The 24,944-nt window shown below is 64.4% G+C and carries 24 protein-coding genes; 17 read left to right on the forward strand and 7 right to left on the reverse strand.

All coding sequences use genetic code 11. The features are described from left to right. Window positions 1-329: 329 nt before the first annotated feature. Window positions 330-611, forward strand: coding sequence for a hypothetical protein (locus N2605_RS23395; RefSeq protein WP_036015722.1), 282 nt, complete (start codon window positions 330-332; stop codon window positions 609-611). A gap of 72 nt (window positions 612-683) precedes the next feature. On the opposite strand, the gene purU is transcribed toward N2605_RS23395, so the two are convergent. After that, window positions 684-1,547 carry a formyltetrahydrofolate deformylase gene (gene purU / locus N2605_RS23400; protein WP_036015720.1) on the reverse strand — a complete coding sequence of 288 codons (864 nt, stop codon included), beginning with the start codon at window positions 1,545-1,547 and terminating at the stop codon, window positions 684-686. A 141-nt stretch (window positions 1,548-1,688) separates the two neighbouring features. Between purU and N2605_RS23405 the strand changes: the two genes are divergently transcribed. Continuing rightward, on the forward strand, window positions 1,689-2,531 hold the full coding sequence (locus tag N2605_RS23405) for a uroporphyrinogen-III synthase (protein ID WP_260343301.1): 843 nt from the start codon (window positions 1,689-1,691) through the stop codon (window positions 2,529-2,531). Between the two features lie 124 nt (window positions 2,532-2,655). Then, a complete protein-coding gene (locus tag N2605_RS23410) occupies window positions 2,656-3,918 on the forward strand; it encodes an MFS transporter (protein ID WP_109143118.1) in 1,263 nt (420 codons plus the stop codon). A gap of 19 nt (window positions 3,919-3,937) precedes the next feature. On the opposite strand, the gene N2605_RS23415 is transcribed toward N2605_RS23410, so the two are convergent. From N2605_RS23415 to N2605_RS23430, 4 genes are all read right to left on the reverse strand, one after another. Then, window positions 3,938-4,339 (reverse strand): DoxX family protein, encoded by a 402-nt coding sequence (locus N2605_RS23415; RefSeq protein ID WP_370058344.1) that lies wholly within the window; start codon window positions 4,337-4,339, stop codon window positions 3,938-3,940. A 9-nt stretch (window positions 4,340-4,348) separates the two neighbouring features. Beyond that, complete coding sequence (locus N2605_RS23420; protein ID WP_036015710.1) at window positions 4,349-4,567, reverse strand: DUF4287 domain-containing protein; 219 nt, start codon at window positions 4,565-4,567, stop codon at window positions 4,349-4,351. Window positions 4,568-4,628: 61 nt separating this feature from the next. Beyond that, window positions 4,629-5,336 (reverse strand): helix-turn-helix domain-containing protein, encoded by a 708-nt coding sequence (locus N2605_RS23425; RefSeq protein WP_225148270.1) that lies wholly within the window; start codon window positions 5,334-5,336, stop codon window positions 4,629-4,631. Between the two features lie 22 nt (window positions 5,337-5,358). Further along, a complete protein-coding gene (locus N2605_RS23430; RefSeq protein ID WP_036015705.1) occupies window positions 5,359-6,039 on the reverse strand; it encodes a Crp/Fnr family transcriptional regulator in 681 nt (226 codons plus the stop codon). A gap of 333 nt (window positions 6,040-6,372) precedes the next feature. On the opposite strand from N2605_RS23430, the gene N2605_RS23435 reads away from it, so the two are divergent. From N2605_RS23435 to N2605_RS23460, 6 genes are all read left to right on the forward strand, one after another. Then, window positions 6,373-7,194, forward strand: coding sequence for an ABC transporter ATP-binding protein (locus tag N2605_RS23435; RefSeq protein WP_225148269.1), 822 nt, complete (start codon window positions 6,373-6,375; stop codon window positions 7,192-7,194). Beyond that, on the forward strand, window positions 7,191-9,122 hold the full coding sequence (locus N2605_RS23440; RefSeq protein WP_225148268.1) for a long-chain fatty acid--CoA ligase: 1,932 nt from the start codon (window positions 7,191-7,193) through the stop codon (window positions 9,120-9,122). The genes N2605_RS23435 and N2605_RS23440 overlap by 4 nt, the downstream gene beginning before the upstream one ends. A gap of 118 nt (window positions 9,123-9,240) precedes the next feature. Then, entirely contained in the window at window positions 9,241-10,134 is an 894-nt protein-coding gene (locus tag N2605_RS23445) for a branched-chain amino acid ABC transporter permease (protein ID WP_036029874.1), read from the forward strand. A 3-nt stretch (window positions 10,135-10,137) separates the two neighbouring features. Then, entirely contained in the window at window positions 10,138-11,211 is a 1,074-nt protein-coding gene (locus N2605_RS23450) for a branched-chain amino acid ABC transporter permease (RefSeq protein ID WP_036015700.1), read from the forward strand. Window positions 11,212-11,253: 42 nt separating this feature from the next. Further along, window positions 11,254-12,537 (forward strand): ABC transporter substrate-binding protein, encoded by a 1,284-nt coding sequence (locus N2605_RS23455; RefSeq protein WP_225148267.1) that lies wholly within the window; start codon window positions 11,254-11,256, stop codon window positions 12,535-12,537. Window positions 12,538-12,698: 161 nt separating this feature from the next. Continuing rightward, entirely contained in the window at window positions 12,699-13,538 is an 840-nt protein-coding gene (locus N2605_RS23460) for an ABC transporter ATP-binding protein (RefSeq protein WP_225111905.1), read from the forward strand. A gap of 12 nt (window positions 13,539-13,550) precedes the next feature. On the opposite strand, the gene N2605_RS23465 is transcribed toward N2605_RS23460, so the two are convergent. Next, a complete protein-coding gene (locus tag N2605_RS23465; protein WP_225148266.1) occupies window positions 13,551-14,702 on the reverse strand; it encodes an AGE family epimerase/isomerase in 1,152 nt (383 codons plus the stop codon). A gap of 86 nt (window positions 14,703-14,788) precedes the next feature. Here N2605_RS23465 and N2605_RS23470 point away from each other — a divergent pair, with 86 nt between their 5' ends. The 8 genes from N2605_RS23470 to N2605_RS23505 all read left to right on the forward strand — a co-directional run bounded on the left by N2605_RS23470 (window position 14,789) and on the right by N2605_RS23505 (window position 23,464). Next, window positions 14,789-16,012, forward strand: a complete 1,224-nt coding sequence (locus tag N2605_RS23470) for a phenylacetate--CoA ligase family protein (RefSeq protein ID WP_225148265.1) — start codon at window positions 14,789-14,791, stop codon at window positions 16,010-16,012. A gap of 231 nt (window positions 16,013-16,243) precedes the next feature. Beyond that, window positions 16,244-17,620 carry a GHMP family kinase ATP-binding protein gene (locus tag N2605_RS23475; RefSeq protein WP_225148264.1) on the forward strand — a complete coding sequence of 459 codons (1,377 nt, stop codon included), beginning with the start codon at window positions 16,244-16,246 and terminating at the stop codon, window positions 17,618-17,620. A gap of 22 nt (window positions 17,621-17,642) precedes the next feature. Next, window positions 17,643-19,562 (forward strand): N-acetylneuraminate synthase family protein, encoded by a 1,920-nt coding sequence (locus tag N2605_RS23480; protein ID WP_225111908.1) that lies wholly within the window; start codon window positions 17,643-17,645, stop codon window positions 19,560-19,562. Next, the gene (locus N2605_RS23485) at window positions 19,562-20,251 is read left to right on the forward strand and encodes an acylneuraminate cytidylyltransferase family protein (RefSeq protein ID WP_036007390.1); all 690 of its coding nucleotides are present in this window, start codon (window positions 19,562-19,564) and stop codon (window positions 20,249-20,251) included. The genes N2605_RS23480 and N2605_RS23485 overlap by 1 nt, the downstream gene beginning before the upstream one ends. Continuing rightward, the gene (locus tag N2605_RS23490; RefSeq protein ID WP_225150605.1) at window positions 20,244-21,008 is read left to right on the forward strand and encodes an SDR family oxidoreductase; all 765 of its coding nucleotides are present in this window, start codon (window positions 20,244-20,246) and stop codon (window positions 21,006-21,008) included. Before N2605_RS23485 ends, N2605_RS23490 begins: the two co-directional genes overlap by 8 nt. Continuing rightward, window positions 21,005-21,853 (forward strand): sugar phosphate isomerase/epimerase family protein, encoded by an 849-nt coding sequence (locus N2605_RS23495; protein ID WP_225150604.1) that lies wholly within the window; start codon window positions 21,005-21,007, stop codon window positions 21,851-21,853. The genes N2605_RS23490 and N2605_RS23495 overlap by 4 nt, the downstream gene beginning before the upstream one ends. Continuing rightward, window positions 21,850-22,611, forward strand: a complete 762-nt coding sequence (locus tag N2605_RS23500; protein ID WP_036029860.1) for an SDR family NAD(P)-dependent oxidoreductase — start codon at window positions 21,850-21,852, stop codon at window positions 22,609-22,611. The genes N2605_RS23495 and N2605_RS23500 overlap by 4 nt, the downstream gene beginning before the upstream one ends. A 13-nt stretch (window positions 22,612-22,624) precedes the next feature. Next, window positions 22,625-23,464 (forward strand): SDR family oxidoreductase, encoded by an 840-nt coding sequence (locus N2605_RS23505; protein ID WP_225150603.1) that lies wholly within the window; start codon window positions 22,625-22,627, stop codon window positions 23,462-23,464. Between the two features lie 61 nt (window positions 23,465-23,525). On the opposite strand, the gene N2605_RS23510 is transcribed toward N2605_RS23505, so the two are convergent. Further along, window positions 23,526-24,941 (reverse strand): DUF6418 domain-containing protein, encoded by a 1,416-nt coding sequence (locus N2605_RS23510; RefSeq protein WP_225150602.1) that lies wholly within the window; start codon window positions 24,939-24,941, stop codon window positions 23,526-23,528. Between the last annotated feature and the right edge of the window lie 3 nt (window positions 24,942-24,944).

The raw sequence follows: 24,944 nt of genomic DNA on the forward strand, positions 1-24,944 counted from the left end.
GGCCGGAGGGCGATGGCTTTGCCACCCTACGAGGGCCGCACCACACCGGGGATGGAGGATTCAGTCTCTCATTTGCAGAATCCGGACACCTTAAGTGCGTCCGTGGCATGCCCGTCCTACGATCCGTCCAATGACAAATACCCGGTGTATACCGTACCAACAGCGGCGACCTCATCAAGTCCAAAATATGCCTATTATAATACCTTCTCTGTATACAGCTTTGCCCTCCCTCGAATAGGCCAATTTTACCTATTGAGAGATATGGTTGCCGCTAACGCCTATGGCGCTCCACCATCCGCGCCCCGTCGGGGGCACGACCAGAGATATTCATGCGTTCTCGCTCGCTTTCGATCGCCGCCGCACTCGCCCTGCTCAATCTCGCAGGCTGCGGGACGGTCAACGAGAAGCTCTCCGCCGGGATGGGCGACTACGTCCCGCAATGGGCCGGCGGCCTGCCCGCTGATGCGCCGCCGCGGCCCGGCACGCCGCAATACGATGCCTACATGAAGGAGCGCGAGCGCAAGCGGCTGATGCCGGCGACCGATCGCGAGAAGGAAGAACAGGCCCAGAAGGGCGCGACGGGGACGACGTCGGCTGGCGCGGGGCGCTGAGGAAGCGAATGGCGAACAGGGAGTAGCGAATAGGACGCGCTCCCCCTCCACTCACCATTCGTCCCCCATTCGCTAATCCACGAACACCACGGTCTTGCGGCCGTTGAGGATGACGCGGTCGTCGAGATGGTAGCGGATGGCCCGGGCCAACACGCGGCGCTCGATGTCACGGCCTTTGCGGACCAGATCTTCCGGCGTGTCGCGATGGCTGATGCGCTCGACGTCCTGGTCGATGATCGGGCCCTCGTCGAGGTCGCGCGTGACGTAATGCGCGGTGGCGCCGATCAGCTTGACGCCGCGCTCATGGGCCTGGTGATAGGGCTTGGCACCCTTGAAGCCCGGCAGGAATGAGTGGTGGATGTTGATGCAGCGCCCCGACAGCTTTGCCGAGAGATCGTCGGACAGGATCTGCATGTAACGGGCGAGCACCACCAGATCGGTCTTCGTCTTGCCGACGAGGTCCATGATCTGTGTCTCCTGCTCGCGCTTGGTCTCCTTGGTGACGGGCAAATGGTGGAAGGGGATGCCGCCGAAATCGAGCCCGGCATAGACCTCGCGCGGGTGATTGGAGACGATCGCGGTCGGAATCATCGGCAATTCGCCGGTTCGCCAGCGATAGAGGATGTCGACCAGGCAGTGATCGGACTTCGACACCAGCAGCATCACCTTGCGATGCGCAGCGCGGTCGCGCATCTGCCATTCCATGCCGAAACGCTCGGCGATCGCGGCGAAGCCGGTCTGCAGTGCCGCGAGTTCCACGGCAAGATCGGCCGCTGTGAACACCACCCGCATGAAGAACTTCTTGGTCTCGACGTCGTCGAACTGCTGGGCGTCGAGGATGTTCTGTCCGTTATGAGCGAGAAACGTCGAGACCGCCGAGACGATGCCTGGGCGATCCGGACAGGACAGGGTCAGGACGTATTGATGGTCGGGCAAGGCTCGGCTCTTGATGAAGGTTTGTGCAGCGGAACGATCCAGCGGATTGCGCCCTGCTCTAGCACCGACCCGCCCTTGCGCCAATCCCAACCGCGGAGTCAGGATGAACGGACAATTGCGAATTCTCAACGGAGCATACCCATGGCCGACCGCTTGAACGGCTACCGCATCCTGATCCTGGAAACGCGCGAGGAGGCGCAGTTTTCCAAGCTTCTGGCCGAGCAAGGCGCCGAGGTCGTGCAATGCCCGATGTTCACCATCCATGATGCGCCGGACCCGGCTCCAGTCGAGGCCTGGATTCGCCGTGCCATCGACAAGCCCTTTGACGATCTCGTGCTGATGACCGGCGAAGGCATGCGCCGCATCATGAAGCTCGCCCGCGCCCGCGGGCTCGACGCTGCCCTTGTCGCGGCGCTCGCCCAGGCGCGCAAGTTCACCCGAGGCCCGAAGCCGGGCAAGGCGCTGCGCGAGATCGGCCTCGAGACGCAGCAGACCACGGAGAAGCCGACCACCGAAGGCGTGATCGAGATGCTGGCCAGACTCGACCTGAAGGGGCGGCGCCTCGGTCTGCAGCTCTATCCCGACAAGGATCATAGCGCGCTGACCGGCGCGCTGGCCGCGCAAGGCGCCGACGTCGATACGGTGCTGCCCTACGTCTACGATTCCAAGGCTGCCGATGCCAACATCGTCGCCGCCATTGACGACATGGCAGAGGGACGCATCGACTCGATCGCCCTGACCAATCTCGGCCAGGTCCGCCGGCTGATCGAGGTTGCCAAGGCGCGCGGCAGCGAGACGAAGCTGCGCGCAGGTCTCGAACGCACGCTGATCGCATCGGTCGGCCCGGCCGTTTCCGGCGAGCTAGCAGCGCATGGCTTGCGCGCGGACGTCTCGCCCGCCGACGAAGCCTATTTCATGCGTCCTCTGATCTCGGCCATGGCAAGTGCGTTGGCCGACAGGAAAGCGGCCAGCGCGGCGAGGTAAGAGCCGAGCGCGGGGGCGGCCTGCGGCGACTGCGATTGACACCGGCATCGCCAGCGTTAGGTTGCGCCACAGCAAGAAGAAACAACAAGGTTAAGGAAATCGCCGTGACACGCGTCATCGCGTCGTGAGCGCCACTGCACGACCTTCGGCGCTCGCGCCATTCCGCATCCGCAACTACCGCTTCCAGTGGCCGTCCGATCTGCTCACCTCCTGGGCCTTCGAGGTCGAGACGCTGGTGCTCGGCTGGTACGTCATCGTCGAGACCGGCTCGGTGCTGCTGCTCACGCTGCTGGCTTCACTCCAGTTCGTCGGAACATTGGTCGCGCCCGTGTTCGGCATGATCGGCGACCGGATCGGCCATCGCGATCTCCTGGTTGTCATGCGCCTTGCCTATGCGGCGCTGTCGTCGACCATCATGGTCCTCGCGCTGAGCGGTCATCTGTCGCCGCTGAGCGTCATGATCATCGTCACGATCATGGGCTTGATCCGCCCCTCCGATCTCGGCGTTCGCGGCGCGCTGCTCGCCGATATCATGCCGGCCGAGCAGCTGGTGGGCGCCATCAGTGTTGCGCGCACGACCCAGGACAGCGCGCGCATTGCCGGAGCGTTGACGGGGGCCGGGCTGTTCGCCGTGCTCGGTATCGGCCTCGTTTATGTGGCGATCGCCTGCCTTTACTTCACGGCAGCGCTTCTCATGCTCTGCCTGACCCAGCCGAAAAGGACCGTCACCACGAGCGATCTTCCCGCAAGCAGCCACACCGTTTCGCGGCTGCTTGGCGACCTCAAAGAGGGGATCGTCTATGCCTGGAACGGGCCGGCAATGCGCGCGGCGCTGTGCGTCGCTTTTCTGGCGAATCTCACCGCATTTCCTTTCACGGGCGGATTGTTGCCCTACATCGCGCGGGAGATCTTTCACACTGATCAGACCGGCCTCGGATATCTCTCGGCGAGCTTCGCCGTCGGCTCGCTAATCGGCTCCATCACGCTCAGCCTGGTCAGTGGCGTACGCATTGCCCGGCTCCTGATCGGCGCAACGCTGGCCTGGTACGCAATGCTGCTGGTCTTCGTCGAGGTCAGGACGATGCCGGTGGCGATGGCCTGCCTCGTCCTCGCCGGTATCGCCCAGAGCATGTCGATGATCTCGGCTGCCGTCATCCTGATGCGCACCGCGAGCGCACACCTGCGCGGCCGTGTCATGGGCGTGCGCATGATGGTGATCTATGGCTTGCCGATCGGACTGCTCGCGGCCGGCAGCCTGATCGACGTCATCGGCTATTCCGCGACGGGCTCGCTTTATGCCGGCGCAGGATTCGTCGCGATGGTGGCAATCGCGATCCGCTGGCGCGCCGATCTGTGGCCGGCGCACGCGCCGGCCAATGCGCGATGACGGCGTCCCCGTAACGACGTCAGACCTCCACCGGCGGCGATCTCAGAGGAAGCAACGCCGCCACCCGCGAATCGCGCAAATAGAGACCGCCCCAGGCAAGACCAGCAAGATAGACGCCGAACAGCATATGGCTGAAGAGCGGGTTGCCGACCCGCAAGTGAACAGCCACCGTGCCGCCCATATAGGCGGTCAGCAGGATCGCACCGAGCACGGCCGTTCGCGGGAGGCCGTAGAGCGCGGTGCAGGCCAGCGCCACCACGCCCAGCGCGCGGGCCAGATCGGCCGACGGGGGATAGCCGAGCTCGGCGGTCGCGTTGATCACGACGTCCAGCGGGACGAGCTTCATCCCGGCATCAAACAGCATGAAGGCAATCACGAGCCCGCTCATGACGGAGCCGGCCACATGTCTCGACTTGGACATCGTCATCACCTACGACGCCTTCCCCTTGAGAAGCGCGACGATGGCCATCGCATGGCCATGGCCAAGGCCGAACTCGTCCTTGAGCGCGGCCACGATGGCACCCGCTTTCACGCCGGCGGCCAATCCCGCCCCGGTCGAAAAACCCCGGTCCTTGCCCCATTTGCGAAACTGGTCCGGGCTCTTGCCGGTCTTGGCCTGGATATTGTCGAGATAGGCCTTAAAACTCACCGCAGCGCTCCTCCGATGTTTGCTCCACCAGCGCGGCCGGAGCGATCCAGGCATATTGCGATCAGGACGTAGTCGTCTTGTATGAAAACGACAATTGCGGCCGCTCGCGCGAGAGGCGCGCAGGCGTCATGCCGATCAGTTGCCTGACCGAGCGGGTAAGATGGGCCTGATCGAAATAGCCGGCGCCCGATGTCGCGTCGAGAACGGAGCTGCCGCTCACCAGCAAGACCGCGGCGCGACGCGCCCGCTCGATCTGCTGATGGCTGCTGAACGTCATGCCCGTAACGCGGCGAAAGTGGCGCTGAACCGAACGCCGGCTCATCCAGTCGACGTCGCCGTCGATCGCAGCATCGGTCGCGTGGCTGCGTGCGATGACACCCGCGCGCGCCATGCGAGCGACGAGACTTTCCGCATCGTCATAGCCTGGAATGTCCCAGCTCAGACCCGAAAACAGAAAACGGCCGTTGGGCAGCACCGGCAACTGCATGTTTTGATGGTCGATCAGTGCGCTCGTCGGTATCTCCGGCAGGTAGGTTCCCAGCCGAAACCGGATCGCGAGCCATTCGCCGCTCGCGGGACATTCGACGAGTGTCCCGCGGGTGACCGGCCCTCGGAGCGTCACCGCCAGAAGCTCCGGGAGCCTGGTGACCACAAGCTCGATATTTCCCTCGGCCATCGACAGGAACGAGCCGCCACGCCGGCTCCGGCTGCGCCATACCCGCTCGACGTAAGGCGAGTCCGACGCGCGATGGTCGAACTCTATGAGCACGGAAGCACCGGGAATGCGCAGATCATCGCTCCTCCCCGTAGCTCCCGAGCCGCGCGATATCGAGGATCGTGACCCCGCCATATTCCAGCCGCAGCAGCCCCTCCTTCTCCAGCCGGTTCAGCGCGCGGTTGGCGTTCTGGCGGGACATGCCGGAGAGCGCGCCGATCTCCTCCTGGGTGATCTCCAGATGCGCGGTCGATTCCGGATAGAGGATCGGGTTGAACAGCGAGGCGATGCTGCGGGCGAGGCGCGCGGTGGCATCGAGCGTGCGGTTGACCTCGAGCATGCCGATGAACTGGCCCAGCCGCTCGTTGAGCTGGCGCACCAGGAAGCGGTTGAAGCCGACGCTGTTCTCGAACAGCCACATGAAGGCGCTGCGTTCCATCAGCGCGATGCGGCTGTCGCGCAGCGCGACCACGTCGTAGCGGCGCGGCTCGTTCTTGAGCACGCTGCCCTCGCCGAACCAGGCCCCTGCCGTCAGCCCGGCAAGGCTGGTCTCCTTGCCGTCGCGCGAGACCCCGCCCATACGGGCAAGGCCGCCCACCATGCCGGCCCAATAGGCAAAAATATCACCGCGCATGAACACGCTCTCGCCGGTGCCGTAGGACCGTTCCGTAATTCCGGCGCGCGCGACCTCGATCTCGGCTGGTGTGAGCTCACGCGACCAGGCGGCAATGCGCTTCAGATGATCCTCTGAAATCATGATCTCGAAGCCAGCCGCACCGTTCAGTCACCCCATGCTCCTGTTGCACTGCAACAGAATCGCTTCGGCCATCCATCCGACGAAAGATGAAGACCCGCTCGGCCCGACAACTTTGTCGCAGAATTGTCAGGCCGGAGACATTTCAAAATAGCGCTTTCCCCTATTGAGGACCACCTCGGGCGATGCGGCTTTTGATCCCTCACGGGAACGAAGGTGGCGCTGGTGCGGTCGAGACCAATAGCTGCATGGTCTGGCCGGCACGACCGTACTAGGATCGCCTGACAGGAACGGAAGAGCGCCAATCAAGCGCCATCACCGGGAGGGATTCGTTTGGTGGCTACCAGTCTCGAAGTGCGCGGCGTGTCCTTACGATTCGGCGGCGTCCGCGCGCTGACCGACGTCAGCTTCGCCATCAGGGAAGGCGAGCTGTTCTCGATCATCGGCCCCAACGGCGCCGGCAAGACCTCGATCGTGAACTGTATTTCCGGTCGCTATAAGCCGACCGAAGGCCAGCTGTTCTATCAGGACCGCGACATCACCGGCTTGACGCCGAATGCCCGCGCCTCACTCGGCGTCGGCCGCACCTTCCAGAATCTCGCGCTATTCCACCACATGAGCGTGCTCGACAACATCATGGTCGGCCGCCATCACCTCTTGAAGAACAATTTCCTCACGGGCTCGCTGTACTGGCTCACCGGCGCGCGCAAGGAGGAGCTCGAGCACCGTCGCAAGGTGGAAGAGATCATCGACTTCCTCGATCTGCAGCCGGTGCGCAAGGCCACCGCCGGCACCCTCCCCTACGGCCTGCGCAAGCGCGTGGAGCTCGCCCGCGCTATGGCGCTGGAGCCGCGCCTGATCCTCCTCGACGAACCGATGGCCGGCATGAATTTCGAGGAGAAGGAAGACATGGCCCGCTACATCGTCGATCTCAACGAGGAGTTCGGGATGACGGTGGTGATGATCGAGCACGACATGGGCGTGGTGATGGATATCTCGCATCGCGTCATGGTGCTGGATTTCGGCAAGAAGATCGCCGAGGGCGATCCGGCGAAAGTGCTCGCCGATCCGCACGTCAGGCGTGCCTATCTCGGCGAAGAGGACGAGGTGCTTGTCGATCCCGATGATGCCTCTCCGGCGCAGGAGAGCGCGGCATGATGGATTATGCGGGCCGCGTCGCGCAGGCCGACACCTATCCGAAGATGCTCCGGCTCAATGCCAGGGAGCACGGCAACGAGATCGCAATGCGCGAGAAGGATCTCGGGCTCTGGCGCATCTTCACCTGGAACGACTATCAGGCCCGCGTGCGCGATTTCGCGCTCGGGCTCGTCGAACTCGGGCTCGGCCGCGGCGATGTCATCGGCATTATCGGCGACAATCGGCCAGACTGGATCGCGGCGGAAGTGGCGACACACGCCATTGGCGGCCTCAGCCTCGGGCTCTATCGCGACGTGCTGGACGAGGAAGCCTCCTATCTCCTCAACTATGGCGAGGCGCAGCTAGTCTTCGCCGAGGACGAGGAGCAAGTCGACAAGCTGCTCATCCTCGCCGAGCGCGTGCCGAAGCTGAAGCACATCATCTATTCCGATCCGCGCGGGATGCGAAAATACGACGACCCGCGTCTGATGTCGGCGGAGAAGTTTGCCGCGCTTGGCCGTGCCCGCGCCGCGCGCGAGCCGGAGCTCTACGACAAGCTGGTCGATGCCACCCAGGGCGAGGACGTCGCGATCCTCTGCACCACGTCCGGCACCACCTCGCATCCGAAACTCGCGATGCTCGCCGCCGGCCGCGTGCTCGGCCATTGCGCGACCTATCTCGCCTTCGACCCCAAGGGTCCCGACGACGAATATGTCTCGGTGCTGCCGCTGCCCTGGATCATGGAACAGGTCTACGTGCTCGGCAAAGGTCTGCTCTGCCGGATGAAGATCAATTTCGTCGAAGAGCCCGACACGATGATGAATGATCTGCGCGAGATCGCACCGACCTTCGTACTGTTCGCCCCTCGGGTCTGGGAATCCATTGCCGCGGACGTCCGTGCCAGGGTGATGGACGCAACGCCCTTCAAGCAGCGCCTGTTCGACATCGGCATGAAGTCGGGACTCGCCGCGCTGGAACAGGGCAAACGCTCCGGCTTTGCCGATGCGATCCTGTTTCGCGCGCTGCGCGATCGCCTCGGCTTCACCCGGTTGCGCTCGGCCGCGACCGGCGGCGCGGCGCTCGGGCCTGACACCTTCAAGTTCTTCCAGGCCATGGGCGTGCCGCTGCGCACGCTCTACGGTCAGACCGAGCTGCTCGGGGCCTACACGCTGCATCCCGAGGGCAAGGTCGATCCTGATACCACCGGCGTACCGATGGCCGACAATGTCGAGATCCGTATCGACAATGCCGACGTCCACGGCGTCGGCGAGATCGTCGTGCGGCACCCCAACATGTTCCTCGGCTACTACAAGAACCCCGAGGCCAGCGTCGCCGACATCAAGGACGGCTGGATGTGCTCGGGCGACGCCGGCTATTTCAACGCCAACCACCAGCTCGTCGTGATCGACCGCATCAAGGATCTCGCCGAGACCTCCCGCGGCGAGCGCTTCTCGCCGCAATTCATCGAGAACAAGCTGAAATTCTCGCCCTATATCGCCGAAGCCGTGGTGCTTGGGGCCGGCCGCGACGCGCTCGCGGCAATGATCTGCATCCGCTACTCCATCATCTCGAAATGGGCGGAAAAGAACCGCCTCTCCTTCACGACCTACAGCGACCTCGCCTCACGGCCGGAGGTCTACGCGCTGCTGCAGAAGGAGGTCGAGACCGTCAACGCCACGCTGCCGCCGGCCCAGCGCATCTCGCGCTTCCTGCTGCTCTACAAGGAGCTCGACGCCGACGACGGCGAGCTCACCCGGACGCGAAAGGTGCGCCGCGGCGTCATCAACGAGAAATACGCCGGCATCATCGATGCCATCTACCGCGGCGATTCCGACATCCCCGTCGACACCGTGATCCGCTTCCAGGACGGCACCACGCAGCGGGTGCGAACGACGCTGCGCGTGGTGGACCTCGGCGGGCACGGGCACATGGCGGAGGCTGCGGAGTGATACAGATCCTCGTCATGCGCGGGCTTGACCCGCACATCCATCCTCTTCCGAACAGTCTTCCTTCCTCATCGATGGATTGCCGGGTCAAGCCCGGCAATGACGGGCTGAGTCACCCAACATGAACACCGCCTTCCTCATCCAGCTCCTGGTCAACGGCCTCGTGGTCGGCACGCTCTATGGCGTAGTCGCGATGTCGTTCGTGCTGATCTACAAGGCGACGCAGGTCGTCAACTTCGCGCAAGGTGAATTGCTGCTGGTCGGCGCCTGGGTGTGCTGGGCCTTGCTGGCGAAATACCAGGTGCCGTTCTGGATCGGCATGCCGATCACGCTGGTGTTCATGTTCGTGTTCGGCATCGCGGTGCAGGTGCTGATCCTGCGGCCGATGATCGGCGAGCCCATCATCTCGGTGATCATGGTGACGATCGGCCTCTCCACCGTGCTGCAGGCGACGCTGAAATGGATGTTCGGCGTCAATCCGCAGCCGTTCCCGCGCGTGTTCGAGAGCCAGTCGGTCGACCTGTTCGGACTGCAGATCCAGACCGTCTACGTCATGAGCCTCGTGGTGTCGGTCGCGATGATGATCGGCATGGCCTGGTTCTTCCGCGCGTCGAAGTACGGCCTTGCGATGCGCGCCACCGCGTTCAACCAGCAGGTGGCGCAGTCGCTCGGCATTTCCGTCAAGAGCGTGTTCGCGATGGCCTGGGCGATCTCGGCGACCGTCTCGGCGGTCGCCGGCGTCGTCGTCGCCGTCGTCAATGGCGTGTCCTCGGGCCTTGCTGCCTACGGCATCAAGGTGTTTCCGGCGGCGATCCTCGGCGGGCTCGATTCCGTCGGCGGCGCGGTGCTCGGCGGCATCATCATCGGGCTTTTGGAGAACGTCGCCCAATATGTCGACAGCGAGTATCTGCACTGGGGCAATCTCTACGAGATCGCGCCGTTCTACGTTCTCATCATCGTGCTGATGATCAAGCCCTACGGCCTGTTCGGCACCCACGACATCGAGCGGATCTGATCCATGGCCGGCCCTGCCCTCATTCCCGCTGGTGATTTCCGCACCACTTACGCCGCGGACACCACGATCTTCCCGACCACCACCAGCCGCAACTTCGCGATTCTGGGCGTCGCGCTGCTCTGCCTCGCGCCGCAACTCTTCAGCGGCTACTGGCTCAGCATTTTGATCCAGATCGGCATCTTCTCGATCGCGGCGCTCGGCCTCAATATCCTGGTCGGCTTCACCGGCCAGATCTCGATCGGACACGCGGCCTTCTTCCTGCTCGGCGCCTTCACCTCGGCCTACATCTCCAATAATGCGCCGATCCCGGTGTTCTTCGCGATCCCGCTCGCGGGACTCGTGACGGCGCTGGTTGGGTTGATCTTCGGCATCCCCGCGGCGCGGCTGAAGGGACTCTACCTCGTCATTGCAACGCTGGCCGCGCAATACATCCTGCTCGACTTCTTCTCGCGCGCCGAGTGGTTCTCCGGCGGCTCGGTGCCGGCGAGCGCCGAGCCGTTCTCGATCTTCGGCTACACGCTGCGGGGCGACCGGCAATATTTCTACGTCGTGCTGGCCTATGTGCTCTTGAGCTACATCCTCGTCACCAACCTGATGCGCACGCGCGATGGCCGCGCGCTGGTGGCGATCCGCGACCATTATCTCTCCGCCGAGATCATGGGCATCAACCTCACCAGGTACCGCACGCTGTCGTTCGGTCTCGCCGCCTTCTTCGCCGGCATCGCGGGCGCGCTCTACGCGCACTATCAGCTCGTGGTCTCCCAGGAAGGCTTCGGCATCGAGCGCTCAATACTGTTCCTGGCCATGATCATCATCGGCGGCACCGGCTCGATCATGGGCACGCTGATGGGCACCGCCTTCGTGGTGCTGCTGCCCGAGGCGATGGAGTTCATCAGCCATCATTTGAAGGGCGGCGCGATCGACAAGGCGCTCTCGCTCAACACCAACATCACCTTTCTGCGCGAGATCGCGATCGGGGTGATCATCATCGCATTCCTGATGTTCGAGCCCGATGGGCTCGCGCATCGCTGGCGACAGATCAAGGCGTATTGGAAACTCTACCCGTTCTCGCATTGAGCACGGCTACTTCACTTAAACGATAACAGGAGGAACCAACCCATGAAGACCAAATCGCTTTTAAGCACCGCGTCGCTCGCGTTTGCGATCGCTGGTTTTGCGGCCAGTGCGCAGGCCCAGATCGCCGTCGGCCATCTCGCCGACTACTCCGGTGCGACGTCGGACGTTGGCACGCCCTACGGCCAGGCCGTCGCCGACACCTTTGCCTGGATCAACAAGAACGGCGGTATCAGCGGCAAGCAGGTCAACCTCGATACCAACGACTACGGCTATCAGGTGCCGCGCGCGATCGCGCTCTACAAGAAGTGGTCGGCGCCGGATGGCAAGGTTGCAACGATCATGGGCTGGGGTACCGCAGATACCGAAGCGCTGACCGGCTTTGTTGCGCAGGACAAGATTCCCTATATCTCCGCCTCCTACGCGGCGGCGCTGACCGATCCGGAAGGCGTGAGCGGCAAGGCCAAACCCGCGCCCTACAACTTCTTCTACGGCCCGAGCTATTCGGACGCGATGCGGGCATTGGTGACCTGGGCGGCGGAAGACTGGAAGGCCAAGGGCAAGAGCGGTAAGCCGAAATTCGTCCATATGGGCGGCAATCATCCGTACCCGAACGCGCCGAAGGCCGCCGGCGAGGCGATCGCCAATGAGCTCGGCTTCGAAGTGCTGCCGCCGATCGTGTTCGCGCTGACGCCCGGCGATTACTCCGCGCAATGCCTCAGCCTGAAGAGCTCCGGCGCCAACTACGCCTATCTCGGCAACACCGCAGCCTCGAACATCTCCGTGCTCAAGGCCTGCAAGACCGCCGGCGTGGACGTGCAGTTCCTCGGCAATGTCTGGGGCATGGACGAGAACGCCGCCAAGACCGCGGCTGACGCCGCCGACGGCGTCGTCTTCCCGCTACGCACGGCCGTAACCTGGGGCGGCAACGCGCCAGGCATGAAGACGGTGATGGAAATCTCGAAAATATCGGATGCAAGCGGCAAGGCCTATCGACCGGTGCACTATATCGCAGGCGTCTGTAGCGCTCTCTACGCCAGGGAAGCGCTCGACTGGGCCGCCAAGAACGGAGGTGCCACCGGTGAGAACGTCGCCAAGGGCTTCTACCAGAAGAAGGACTGGGTGCCGGCCGGCATGGACGGCGTCTGCAATCCCTCGACCTGGACCAACAAGGACCATCGCGGCACCCTCAAGGTCGATCTCTATCGCACCAAGGTCTCCGGTTCGACCAATGCCGACCTGAACGACCTGATGGCCAACGGCACGATCAAGCTCGAGAAGGTCAAGACCGTCGAGCTGCCGCGCAAGCCGGAATGGCTGGGGTGGTGAGCCCGGCTTTCACCACGCGAACACTGTCATCCCTCGCGTTGTGCGCAATTGCGCACCCGGGCGGGGGATCCAGTACGCTGCGGCTTCTCGATGAATCTCAGGCGCCTCTGGAATACTGGGTCGCCCGGTCAAGCCGGGCGATGACAGCGGAGTTTTGAAGCATGACCGACACCCTCGAAGCATCCCGCGCCAAGCCAACCGCCGTGGAGTCCGCTCCCCTCCTCGCCGTGCGCAACATCGAGGTCGTCTATGACGATGTGATCCTGGTGCTGCGCGGCCTCAGCCTCGACGTGCCCAAGGGCGCGATCGTAGCGCTGCTCGGGGCCAACGGCGCCGGCAAGTCGACGACGCTCAAGGCAATCTCGGGGCTGCTCAAGACCGAGGACGGCGAGGTGACGCGCGGCGAGATCCTGTTCGAGGGCGAGCGGATCAACGGCATCGATCCCGACAAGATCGTCCGCCGCGGCATCTTCCAGGTGATGGAGGGCCGGCGCATCGTCGCCGACATGACCTCGCTCGAGAATCTCAAGCTCGGCGCCTTCACGCGCCGGGACCGCGAGGTCGACGCCGACCTCGACATGGTCTTCAGCTATTTCCCGCGCTTGAAGGAGCGCACCGGCCTTGCCGGTTATCTCTCCGGCGGAGAGCAGCAGATGCTCGCAATCGGCCGCGCGCTGATGGCGCGCCCGAAGATGATCCTGATGGACGAGCCTTCGATGGGCCTCTCGCCGCTGCTGGTGAAAGAGGTGTTCTCGATCATCCAGAAGATCAACCGCGATCTCGGCGTCACCATCCTGCTGGTCGAGCAGAATGCACGCGCTGCGCTCTCCGTGGCGAGCCACGGCTACATCATGGAGCAGGGCAAGGTCGTGCTCGACGGCAGCGCCGACGCATTGCGTGACAATGAGGACGTCAAGGAATTCTACCTCGGCGGCGCCGGCGACCAGCGCAAGAGCTTCAAGAACCTCAAGAGCTTCAAGCGGCGCAAGCGCTGGCTGTGATCCACAAGGAGCCTAGCCGAGCACCTGCTCGGCTTCCGTGACCGCGCAGAGAACATGATAGAACGACGACGCAGGAATGGTGTCGATCAGCGATTTGCCGTCGCGATCGAACTGGTCGTACCAGCCGCCCTTGACGGGATGGCTGAGATAATGCCGTTCGAGCCGCACCAGCGCCGCGCGCGCCTCGTCCGCCGCACCCGCCTCGCCGGATTCGGCCTGCGCGATCCACGCCTTCGCGATCTCGGTTTGCGGCCACAGCCGGCGCGTGCTGCGGCGGATGCTGCCGCTTGCATCGCCCTCGTCGACGAGGCAGCCCGTCGCCTCGTCACGATAGCGCAGCGAGGTCTCCAGCAATTCCGCACGCCGCTGGCTGGTCGGGCATCCCGTGATGCGTTCAAAACTCTTCAGCAGCCAGACCCATTCCGCCTGGTGACCCGGCTCGACGCTGACCGGCTCGATCTTCGACCAGTCCTCCTCGAAATATTCCGACAATACGTGCCTCTGCTTGTCGTAGAGGTTGGCGAGGAACAATGCGAAGAATTCTCCGGCACGGTTCTGGAACGACAGATCGTGGGTCGCCTCGAAGCACGCGATCATCGCCTCGAACAGATGCATATGCGGGTTCTGCCGGCGCGGCAGCGAGACCGGAAGGCCTTCGTGAACGCCGCCATGCGGCGAGCGCAGGTGGCCGTCGAGGAAGGCAAGCAGCGCATCGATCTCGGCGCGGACCTGCGCATCCTGGTCGAGCGCATAGACGCTGGCGAGCGCAAACAGGATGAAGGCGTGGTCATAGGCATCACGCCGGGCATCCAGCACCGAACCGTCCGGCGTCAGCCGGTGCACATAGCCGGGCCGGCCATCGGGCGCCTTCGCTTTGGCCAGCAGGTGCTCCAGCCCCTTCAGCGCAATCGCGCGCCCCTCGGGATACCAGCCCATCTGTGCCGCCTTGGCGTAGCACCAGATCTGGCGGGCCTGCACGAACACGCGCCGGGGCGCGGCGGCATCCGCCGCACCGTCGCGGTGCAGCCGGTCGATGAAGCCGCCCGCAGCGTGATCCCAGCCGACCGTCGACCACAGCGGCAGCGCCTCGTCGATCATACGGCGCTTCAGGCGTGCGACGACGTTCGACGCCTCGTCCGCCGCAATGATTCCTTCGTCCGCCATCGGGTCCCTTTCAAGCCTCGCCACTGGCGGTCTGATAGCCATGCCGGTGGCGGCGCGCAACGGATGCCAACACGGAAAGAACAGCCATGACCGCCCATTACGACGCCCGCGAGACGCGTGAGCAAGCCGCGCGCGAGGCCGACCTGTTCGCCCGCCTGCCGGAGGTGCTGCGAGCCGCGATGGCCGCCCCGGCCTATGCCGAGCGGCTGAAAGGCTTCGATCCCGCCGCCGTGACCTCCAGGGCGGCTCTGGCGGATTTGCCGGTGTTGCGCAAGTCGGAACTGCCCGCCCTGCACAAGGCCTCCGCGCCCTTCGGAGGCTTCGTGGCGGCGGCGCCTGGCTCGTTCGCCCGCCTGTTCACCTCCCCCGGTCCGATCTTCGAGCCGGAAGGGCGACAAGCCGATCCCTGGCGCGGCGCAAGGGCGCTGTTCGCAGCCGGGTTCCGCCCCGACGACATCGTCCTCAATACCTTCAGCTACCATCTCACCCCCGGGGGATTCATCTTCGATGCGTCGGCGCGGGCGCTAGGGTGCGCGGTGATCCCCGCCGGCCCCGGCAACACAGAGCAGCAGTTCGAGCTGATCGAGGCCTACCGGCCGGTCGGCTACAGCGGCACGCCGGACTTCTTGAAGATCCTGCTCGATGCCGCCGCAAGCTCGGGGCGTGACGTTTCCTCGATCAAGCGCGCGCTGGTCTCGGGCGCAGCGTTTCCGCCCTCGCTCCAGGCCGAGATCAAGGGGCGCGGCATCGATGCCTACCAGGCCTTCGGCACCGCCGATCTCGGCCTCATCGCCTTCGAGACCGAGGCCCGCGAAGGCATGGTCGTGAACGAGGACCTGATCCTGGAGATCGTCAAGCCCGGCACTGGCGATCCGGTCGCACCAGGTGACGTCGGCGAGATTGTCGTGACTTCGCTCGACCCGCACCATCCCTGGATCCGGCTCGCGCTCGGCGACCTCACCGCGGCCCTGCCCGGCACGAGCCCGTGCGGGCGCACCAACATGCGCATCAAGGGCTGGATGGGCCGCGCCGACCAGACCACCAAGATCAAGGGCATGTTCGTCCGTCCCGAGCAGATCGCCGAGATCGGCAAGCGCCACGCGGGGCTCGGAAGACTTCGCCTCATCGTCACGCGCCAAGGCGAGACCGACGCCATGACGTTGAGAGCGGAAGCTGCGCCCCCTAGCGACTCGCTACGCGACGACATCGCGGCCAGCTTGCGCGCGATAACGAAGCTCGGAGGAGCCGTCGAGCTGGTCGGTCCCGGCACGCTGCCGAATGACGGCAAGATCATCGTGGACGAGCGCTAACCTCAGCTCGATTTCGACAGCAGGTCATTGCCGGGGCTGAGCACATCCCTCCGCGAATGCGGGAGCGCGGAACGAACTCGCGGCACGACGAAGATGACGAGCGTAGAGCCCGACCTTCGGGCCATGGCTGCGATGCCGCCGGGCGCAGGAACCTTGCATCGTCCGGGCTGCTCCCGTATTACCAGACCACGCTGCGATATGGCCGGAATCGGCCCTTTCTGGACCCCAAACGTGCTTGACCGAACCCTCGTCACGATCGCCGAGACGGAGACCATTGAGGAAGCCTTCCGGCGCCTGAACGCGAACATGCTCGGCATCCTGTTCGCGCAAGACGCGAGTGGGCGAATCGTCGGCGCCGTAACGGACGGCGACATCCGCAGGCGCATGCTCACCGGTATCACGATCCAAGACCGGGTTGTGTCCTGCATCAACCGCAAATTCGTCTGGGCACCGACCGGCGGGCCACGCGAGCAGATCCTCAAGCTGCTCGACCAGCGCGTCCACGTCGTGCCGATCCTCGATGGCGAGGGACGGCTGGTCGACGTGTTCAGCCGCGAACTGTTCAACCTGTCGGAAGAGAGCGAGGTGTTCGCGCGCGCCCGCTCGCCGGTGCGGATCAGCTTCTCCGGCGGCGGCACCGACCTGACGCACTACTTCGTGGCGAATGACGGCGGCGCGGTCATCAGCGCCACGATCAAGATGTACGCTCACGCGACGTTGCGGCGCCGGAGCGATCCCAGCATCCGTATCTACTCGCACGACTTCCGCCGCACGGTCGCGGCCGACAATCTCACCGAGCTCGGAACGGGCGGAGATCTCGCACTGATCAAGTCGGTCGTGCGCCTGATCAAGCCGACTTACGGCTTCGAGCTCGAAGTGTCCGCCGACTTCCCGGTCGGTTCCGGCCTCGGCGGCTCCGCGGTGGTTTCGTCGGCGATCATCGGCTGCTTCAACGAATTTCGCAGCGACCAGTGGGACCGCCACGAGATCGCGGAGATGGCCTTCCAGGCCGAGCGGCTGATGCTCAACATCCCCGGCGGCTGGCAGGATCAGTACGCCACCGTGTTCGGCGGATTCAATCACATGGAATTCTTCTCCGACCAGAACACCATCGTGCCGCTTCGCCTCGATCCCAACATCATCGCCGAGCTCGAGGAGAGCCTGGTGCTCTGCTACGTCGGCTCGGGGCGCGATTCCGGCGCCATTCATCGCGACCAGAAGGCTCAGCACGAGACCAGCGACGCGGTGGCCGCAGCTGCCAAGCAGAAGGAAGTGACGCGCGACATCAGGCGGCATCTGCTGCGCGGTCAACTGCTGGAATGCGGCCGGCTGATCGACGAGGCCTGGCACGCCAAGCGGAAGCTGAGCTCCAAGATCTCGTCGGACGCGATCGACGCGATCTATGATTTTGCCAAGCAGCATGGCGCGGTCGGCGGCAAGTTGCTTGGCGCGGGCGGCGGCGGTTACTTCATGTTCTTCGTCCGCCCGTTCGAGCGCTATCAGCTGATCGCGGCGCTGGAACAGCAGGGGCACAGCTGTTCGCGCATCATGTTCGAGGAGAACGGGCTGCGGACGTGGAAGTCCCGTGTTCCCGCCCAGCTAGCATGACGCATATGAGACGAGAATGTTGATGACATCGCCCAAACAGCCTGCTCCGGTCCGCATCGGCAACCGTCTTCTGGGCGATGGCGAACCCTGCTACGTCATCGCCGAGATCGGCAACAACCATAATGGCGACTTCGACCGCGCCATTGCGCTGGTCGATGCCGCGGTCGCCGCCGGAGCTGATTGCGCCAAATTCCAGATGCGCAAGCTCGACGAGGTCTATCGCGCCTCGAGCCTGTCCGGGAAAGACGACGACCTCGCCGTCGAATATACGCTCGATCTTCTGCGCCGCTTCGAGCTGCCGACCGCACAGCAGAAGAAGATCGCCGAATATTGCGCAGCCAAGGGCATCGAGTACCTCTGCACGCCCTGGGACGCCAAGAGCGTCGCCGTGCTCGAAGGCTTCGGCGTGGAGGCCTACAAGGTCGCGTCCGCCGACCTCACCAATCTGCCGCTGCTCGCCCGCCTCACCGCCACCGGCAAGACGTTGATCGTCTCGACCGGCATGAGCACGACGGACGAGATCAAGGCCGCGGCGAAGTTCCTCGACGACCGGAATGCCAGCTACGTGCTGCTGCATTGCCAGAGCACCTACCCGGCCGCGCTCCACAACATTCATTTGCGTTTCATGGAAACGCTGCGCGAGATCCATCCGGTCGTCGGCTATTCCGGCCACGAGCGCGGCATTGCCGTTTCGACGGCCGCCGTCGCGCTCGGCGCCGTCGTCATCGAACGCCACATCACGCTCGATCGCGAGATGGAAGGTCCCGACCATGCCGCAAGTCTCGAGCCGGAGGAATTCAAGGCACTCGTCTCCGGCATTCGCGAGGTGGAAGCGGCCCGCGGCGAGAAGCTCGCCGAGCGCGCGCTGAGCCAGGGTGAGCTGATCAACCGCGAAAACCTCGCCAAGAGCCTGGTGGCCGCGCGCGACCTGTCGGCCGGCACCGTGATCTCCGAAAGCGACATCGCCGTGAAGAGCCCGGGACAGGGCCTGTCGCCGCTGAAGATGCCGGCGCTGCTCGGCCGCAAGCTGACGCGAACGATGGCGGCCGACGACTATTTCTTCCAGAGCGACCTCAATGAAGGCGCCGCGAAGGCGCGGCGCTACCGCTTCGACCGCCCCTGGGGCGTGCCGGTACGCTATCACGATACCGAACGCTTCTTGGAAATCTGCGAGCCCGACATCATCGAATTCCATCTCAGCTACAGCGACATGGAGCGCGATCCGGCGGCCTATCTGTCGGGCACCTATGATCTCGGTTTCGTGGTGCATGCGCCGGAGCTGTTTGCCGGCTCCAAGCTGATGGACCTCGCAACGCCCGACGAGGCGCTGCGGCGCTACTCGCTGGAGCAGACTCAGGCGGTGATCGACATCACCCGCGGCCTGAAGAAATTCTTCCCCAAGACCAAGCGTCCGCCCATCGTCGCCAATATCGGCGGCTTCACCATGGACGAGCCGCTGCCGCCGGAGGAGAAAGCCGAGCGCTACCGCATCTTTGCGCAGAGCTTGACCGAGCTCGACATGGAGGGTGTCGAGCTGACGCCGCAGACCATGGCGCCGTTTCCCTGGCATTTCGGCGGCCAGCGCCACCAGAACATCTTCATCTTCCCGGAGGAATCGGCCGCGTTCTGCGCCAAGCATGATTTGCGCATGTGCGTCGATATCTCCCACACCAAGCTCGCCGCCAATCATTTCGGCTTCGACTTCGCGCAGGGCCTCGCCCAGCTCGGGCCGCACACCGCGCATCTGCATTTCGGCGACGCCAAGGGCCTCGACGGCGAAGGTCTTCAGATCGGCGAAGGCGAGATCGATTTCGACGAGATCGGACAGGTGTTGCGCAAGCATGCACCGACGGCATCGTTCATTCCCGAAATATGGCAGGGTCACAAGAACATGGGCGAAGGCTTCTGGACCGCGCTCGAGCGTCTGGAGGGACACATCTGATGGCGCGCAAGACGCTGGCCGTGATCGCCGCGCGCGGCGGCTCCAAGGGCATCCCGCACAAGAACCTGCTCGATCTCTGCGGCAAGCCCCTGATCGCCTGGACGGTCGAACAGGCCCGCGCGGCGCGCGGCGTCGACGTCGTGGCGGTCTCGTCGGACAGCGAGGCGATCCTCGCCGCGGCCGAGGCCGCCGGCGCCGTCGGCGTGCGGCGTCCGGACGACATTTCGGGCGACCTCGCCTCCTCCGAATCCGCCTGGCTGCATGCCCTCGATGCGACCGAGGCGCGACTGGGCCGGTTCGAGCGCGTGGTCGCGCTTCAGGCCACATCGCCGATCCGCGAGCCCGGCGACATCGAGAACGCACTTGAGACCTTCGATCGCGACCATCTCGACAGCCTGCTGTCGGTTTGCGAGGTCGAGGACTACTTCAACTGGCGGATCGGCGCGAACGGCCCGGAGCCGATCAATTACGACTATCGCAACCGCCGCATGCGCCAGCAGATCGAGAAGCGCTACCTCGAGAACGGCTCGTTCTACGTCCTGATCCCATCCCTCCTGCGCGAGCAGAACAATCGTCTCGGCGGCAAGATCGGCTTCCACGTCATGGATCGTCACAAGATGTTCCAGATCGACCGGCCCGAGGACGTCAAGCTTTGCGCCGCCATCATGCGCAGTTACGGCTATGCCTGATCTCAGCGCCTTCTCGCTCGCAGGCAAGATCGCGGTGGTCACCGGCGCCTCGCGCGGCATTGGCGCGGCGATCGCGAGCGGCCTCAAGGATGCCGGAGCCACCGTGTTCGGCCTCAGCCGGTCCGGAACCGCGCCGCAGGGCGTCACCGCCATGGCCTGCGACCTCTCCGACGACAGCGCGATCGAAGGCGCATTCCGCGCCATTGCGGCAAAAGGCAATCGGATCGACGCACTCGTGAACGCCGCCGGCATCAGTCTTCCGGCCCAAGGCGGCGAAAGCGAGCTCGCACGCTTCCGTGCCACGGTCGCAACCGATCTCACCGGCGTCTACGCCACCATCCTCGCCGCCTATCCGCTCCTGAAGAACGCGGGCTCGGCGGCGATCGTCAACGTCACCAGCATCAATTCGGTGCGTGGCTTTCCCGGCAATCCCGGTTACGTCGCGGCAAAGGCGGGGCTTGCCGGCTTGACCCGCGCACTCGCCGCCGACTACGCACCGGACGGCATCCGCGTCAACGCACTTGCGCCGGGCTACGTCGCGACCGAGATGACCGCGAAGAGCTATGCCGACCCCGTCATGCACGAGGATCGGCGCCGCCACACCATGCTCGGCCGCTGGGGGCAACCCGCCGACATGGTGGGTGCCGCCGTCTTTCTCGCGTCGGAAGCCTCCGCCTATGTGACCGGCCAGGAGATCTTTGTCGACGGCGGCTGGATCGCCAAGGGCCTCGCCATCAGTTCGGATAGCACATCGTGACCGCAACGCTCGAACGCATCGGCTTCATGCAGGGACGCCTGTCGGCCCTGGTCGACGGCAAGATCCAGGCGTTCCCGTGGAACGAATGGCGCGAGGAATTTCCCCGCGCCAAGGCGCTCGGCCTGACGCGGATGGAATGGACCATCGACCAGGAGCGGCTGCGCGAGAACCCGCTGATGACCGAGCCGGGACAACAGGAGATTCTGACGCTGGCACGCGAAAATGGCGTGCGCATCCCGAGCCTGACCGGCGATTGCTTCATGCAAGCGCCGTTCTGGAAGGTCGATGCGGTCGTGCGCGATGCCCTCGTCAACGATCTCGATCTCCTGATTGCCGCCTGCAGCCGCATCGGCATCGCGTTCATCGTGGTCCCGCTGGTCGACAACGGCAAGATCGAGCGCGAGAGCGAGAGCGACACGCTCAAGCGGGTGCTGATCGCCCGCCGCGAGCAGCTCGTGAGACAGAACGTCAAGATCGTCTTCGAGTCCGATCTGCCGCCGCGCGACCTCGCCCGCTTCATGGAGGCGTTTCCGGCGGAGGTCTTCGGCATCAACTACGACAGCGGCAACAGCGCCTCGCTGGGCTACGACAGCGCCGAGGAGATCGAGGCCTACGCGCCCCGCATTCTCAACGTCCATGTCAAGGACCGCGTGCGCGGCGGCACCACCGTGCCGCTCGGCACCGGCAACGCTGATCTCGCCAAGACGATCCGGCTGATCGAACACTCAGGCTACAAGGGACAGTACATCCTGCAAACTGCGCGGGCCGGCGACGGCGATCACGCCGGCGCGCTGGCGACATATCGCGACATGACGGTTCGCTGGATCGAGGATGCCGCGCGATGAGGCTCGAGCTGGATGATCGCGTCGCGCTCGTCACCGGCGCCAGCCGCGGCATCGGGCTCGCGATCGCGACGACGCTCGCCGCAGAAGGCGCCAGGGTCGCGCTTGCGGCGCGCGGCGCAGATGCGCTCGATGCCGCGCGGGCTACGGTCGGCGGCAGCACGTCGGTTCACGTGGCCGATGTCACCGATCCGGCTGCCGCAGCGGGGCTGCTGAACGAGGTCGAACGGCAGTGGGGACGCCTCGACATTCTCGTTTGCAACGTCGGCAGCGGCGCTTCCGTGCCGCCCGGGCAGGAGAATGCAGCGGAATGGTCGCGGGTGATGGATCTCAATTTCTTCGCCACGACCAACATGATCGAGGCCGCACGGCCGCTGATGGCGCGCGGCAGCGGCGACCGGTCGATCGTCTGTATCTCCTCGATCGCCGGCATGGCGGCGCTGGGCGCACCCGTCACCTACTATGCCGCGAAGGCGGCGCTGAACGCCACCGTGCGCGGGCTGGCACGCCCGCTGGCGCTCGAAGGCATCCGCATCAATGCGGTCGCGCCCGGCAACATCCTCGCCGCCGACGGCACCTGGGCGCGCAAGCTCGCCGAGAACAGGGCCGCGGTCGAGGACATGCTTGTTCGCGAGGTGGCGCTGCGCCGGCTCGGCAAGCCGGAAGAGGTCGCCGACCTCGTCGCATTCCTCGCCTCGCCGCGCGCGGCGTTCATTACCGGCAGCGTCATGGTCGCCGACGGCGGCCAATTGCGCGGCTGAACAGGAGCTCCCGATGGCAAGCCCGTCCTCACGCTATGACCTGACCGGCCGTACCGCTCTCGTGACCGGTGCAGGCGGCCTGCTCGGCCGGCAGCATGTCGCCGCGCTCTCCGAGGCGGGGGCGCGCGTCGTCGTGACCGACGTCGGGCTTGCGCAGGCCGAAGCCGCCGTTGCCACGCTCAAGCAGAATGCGCCGTCCGCCGACCTGATCGCGCTTGCGATCGACGTCACCACACTCGATTCGGTGCGCGCTGCGCACGAGCAGCTTTCCGGCCGCGGCGTCTCCGTCGACATCCTCGTCAACAACGCGGCCATCGATCCCAAGGTGACCTCCGCACCGGGCGTGATGCATTCCTCCCGCTTCGAGGCGTTTCCGGTACCGCAATGGCAGACCGAGATCGCCGTGGGCCTCACCGGCGCGATGCTGTGCGCGCAGGTGTTCGGCGGCGCGATGGCATCGCGGGGCCGCGGTGTGATCCTCAACATCGCCTCCGATCTCGGCGTGATCGCGCCGGACCAGCGGCTCTATCGCCAACCGCAGGTGACGCGCGAGGAGGAGCAGCCGGTGAAGCCGGTGACCTACTCCGTGATCAAGCACGGCTTGATCGGGCTGACGAAGTATCTGGCGACGTACTGGGCCGATCACGGCGTCCGCGTCAACGCGATCTCGCCGGGCGGGGTCTTCAACAACCAGGATCCGGCCTTCGTCGAGCGACTGACGCGCCTGATCCCGATGGGCCGCATGGCCGAGGTCGACGAGTACCGCGCCGCGGTGCAGTTCCTGTGCTCGGATGCCTCGAGCTACATGACCGGGCAGAACCTGGTGATGGATGGCGGTCGAAGCGTGTGGTAGCCGCGGCGCGCCGCTCACGACGAGAGCGACACCGCTCTGCGCTGCTCGCCGGACGTAGCTCCTAAACTTTGGAAACCGCAGAGCGGCGAAACAAGCGAGTTTTGTCGGCGAGCACCCACGGGAGAACGGGACGGCCCAACATCTGCCAACGCTCCTCCAGAATGATCGCGGCGAACAGCGCGGCAATTTTAATCCAATATGTCGGCGTCGCCGCAAAGTTCAGCATGCCCCCGATGTACATGACGTAGAAGCCATACAGCACATAGAACGACAGCATTGCCGTCAGATATCGCCCGGCAACGATTGAGCGGATCATGATCGCGGAAATGAGCGCCGTGAGCCAGCCGGCTCCCAGCAGAAAGAACCAGCTCAAATAGGGACCAAACAGCTCGAAAAAGATTTCAGGAAATCCACCTGCGAATTGAAACCCGCCCGTGATGTGCTCCGTCGTCCGTGGCTCACCGATCGTTTCGGACATCAGGAACTGCGGTGTCGTGTTTCGTCCCGCAACGATGGGACGCCCGAACAGGGCATCGAAGGCACGGCGTGCATCCCAATCTCCGTTGACCAGAACACGCTGATAGGACGCCCATCCTATCTCTGACGGCTGCACGAGAGCGCGCTCCACGAAAGCGCCCCGCGCGGCCTCTCCTTCGTATCCTCTGACCCTGGTCAGATTCCAGTAGAGCGCGAATGCAATCATCGCGACCGTCGCCGCTATGATGCCGGTGCCCGCCAGCACGATGCGGCGATCGGCGATCCGAGGCAGCAAGCTTAACGAACGTCCGCCTGCAAAGCCTCGCGCCTGAACGAGCAAAGCCGCCGAGAACGGTATGATAAAGAATCCACAATATCGGTAGAAGGGCGAGAAGCGCCCGCCTACGAGAAACATGTAGAAGATCATTGCAGCCAGCAAAACCAGAAAGCGATAATCGTATCGCCGCCGTCGCAACCACTCAGCGACGAACATGGTCCCCCACCAGAAGCAGACCATGTCGCCTCGCTCGATCACAAAGCGATGAAGAAAATTGGCCTGCTCGTTGAAGGTCCAACGCTCGATCTTGGCGAACAGTGGAATGACGCCCCCCTGGATCAGAGCGCCGAAAAGCAGGATCAAGAAAAGGACCGACACGTAGAATGTGACGTCCGACAGAGTCAGTTGAGATTGGCTCGGATGCGGCTCGGGAACTGGAGCCGACCGAGCCCAATCATCCAGCGCCTGCGCATTGAAAACCCAGAGGAATGGAAGAAGCGTCAGAAAATAGGCGATCGACTGGAACACAGTCATGACGCCGGGACCAATGAACAGCTGAAGCTGGGACGAAAGGATTGGCCCCGAGAGATCGATGTAGAACGAGGAGATCGTCCGCCACACGAAGGTAAACAAAAGAAAGGCGAGGCACAGGAAAATTGTCGATCTGAAGCGCAACAACCAAACGATGAAGAGCAGTATCGAGACACCAGCCAAAAGGGTCATGGC

Origin of the sequence: Bradyrhizobium yuanmingense (assembly GCF_025200905.1) — a bacterium.
GTDB lineage: Bacteria > Pseudomonadota > Alphaproteobacteria > Rhizobiales > Xanthobacteraceae > Bradyrhizobium > Bradyrhizobium yuanmingense.

Excerpts from the sequence above, each read along its gene's own strand:
- N2605_RS23395 (WP_036015722.1), top strand. The coding sequence starts at position 330 with ATGCGTTCTCGCTCGCTTTCGATCGCCGCCGCACTCGCCCTGCTCAAT.
- N2605_RS23405 (WP_260343301.1), top strand. The coding sequence starts at position 1,689 with ATGGCCGACCGCTTGAACGGCTACCGCATCCTGATCCTGGAAACGCGC.
- N2605_RS23415 (WP_370058344.1), bottom strand. The coding sequence starts at position 4,339 with ATGTCCAAGTCGAGACATGTGGCCGGCTCCGTCATGAGCGGGCTCGTG.
- N2605_RS23430 (WP_036015705.1), bottom strand. The coding sequence starts at position 6,039 with ATGATTTCAGAGGATCATCTGAAGCGCATTGCCGCCTGGTCGCGTGAG.
- N2605_RS23440 (WP_225148268.1), top strand. The coding sequence starts at position 7,191 with ATGATGGATTATGCGGGCCGCGTCGCGCAGGCCGACACCTATCCGAAG.
- N2605_RS23445 (WP_036029874.1), top strand. The coding sequence starts at position 9,241 with ATGAACACCGCCTTCCTCATCCAGCTCCTGGTCAACGGCCTCGTGGTC.
- N2605_RS23450 (WP_036015700.1), top strand. The coding sequence starts at position 10,138 with ATGGCCGGCCCTGCCCTCATTCCCGCTGGTGATTTCCGCACCACTTAC.
- N2605_RS23455 (WP_225148267.1), top strand. The coding sequence starts at position 11,254 with ATGAAGACCAAATCGCTTTTAAGCACCGCGTCGCTCGCGTTTGCGATC.
- N2605_RS23460 (WP_225111905.1), top strand. The coding sequence starts at position 12,699 with ATGACCGACACCCTCGAAGCATCCCGCGCCAAGCCAACCGCCGTGGAG.
- N2605_RS23465 (WP_225148266.1), bottom strand. The coding sequence starts at position 14,702 with ATGGCGGACGAAGGAATCATTGCGGCGGACGAGGCGTCGAACGTCGTC.
- N2605_RS23470 (WP_225148265.1), top strand. The coding sequence starts at position 14,789 with ATGACCGCCCATTACGACGCCCGCGAGACGCGTGAGCAAGCCGCGCGC.
- N2605_RS23480 (WP_225111908.1), top strand. The coding sequence starts at position 17,643 with ATGACATCGCCCAAACAGCCTGCTCCGGTCCGCATCGGCAACCGTCTT.
- N2605_RS23485 (WP_036007390.1), top strand. The coding sequence starts at position 19,562 with ATGGCGCGCAAGACGCTGGCCGTGATCGCCGCGCGCGGCGGCTCCAAG.
- N2605_RS23490 (WP_225150605.1), top strand. The coding sequence starts at position 20,244 with ATGCCTGATCTCAGCGCCTTCTCGCTCGCAGGCAAGATCGCGGTGGTC.
- N2605_RS23500 (WP_036029860.1), top strand. The coding sequence starts at position 21,850 with ATGAGGCTCGAGCTGGATGATCGCGTCGCGCTCGTCACCGGCGCCAGC.
- N2605_RS23505 (WP_225150603.1), top strand. The coding sequence starts at position 22,625 with ATGGCAAGCCCGTCCTCACGCTATGACCTGACCGGCCGTACCGCTCTC.
- N2605_RS23510 (WP_225150602.1), bottom strand. The coding sequence starts at position 24,941 with ATGACCCTTTTGGCTGGTGTCTCGATACTGCTCTTCATCGTTTGGTTG.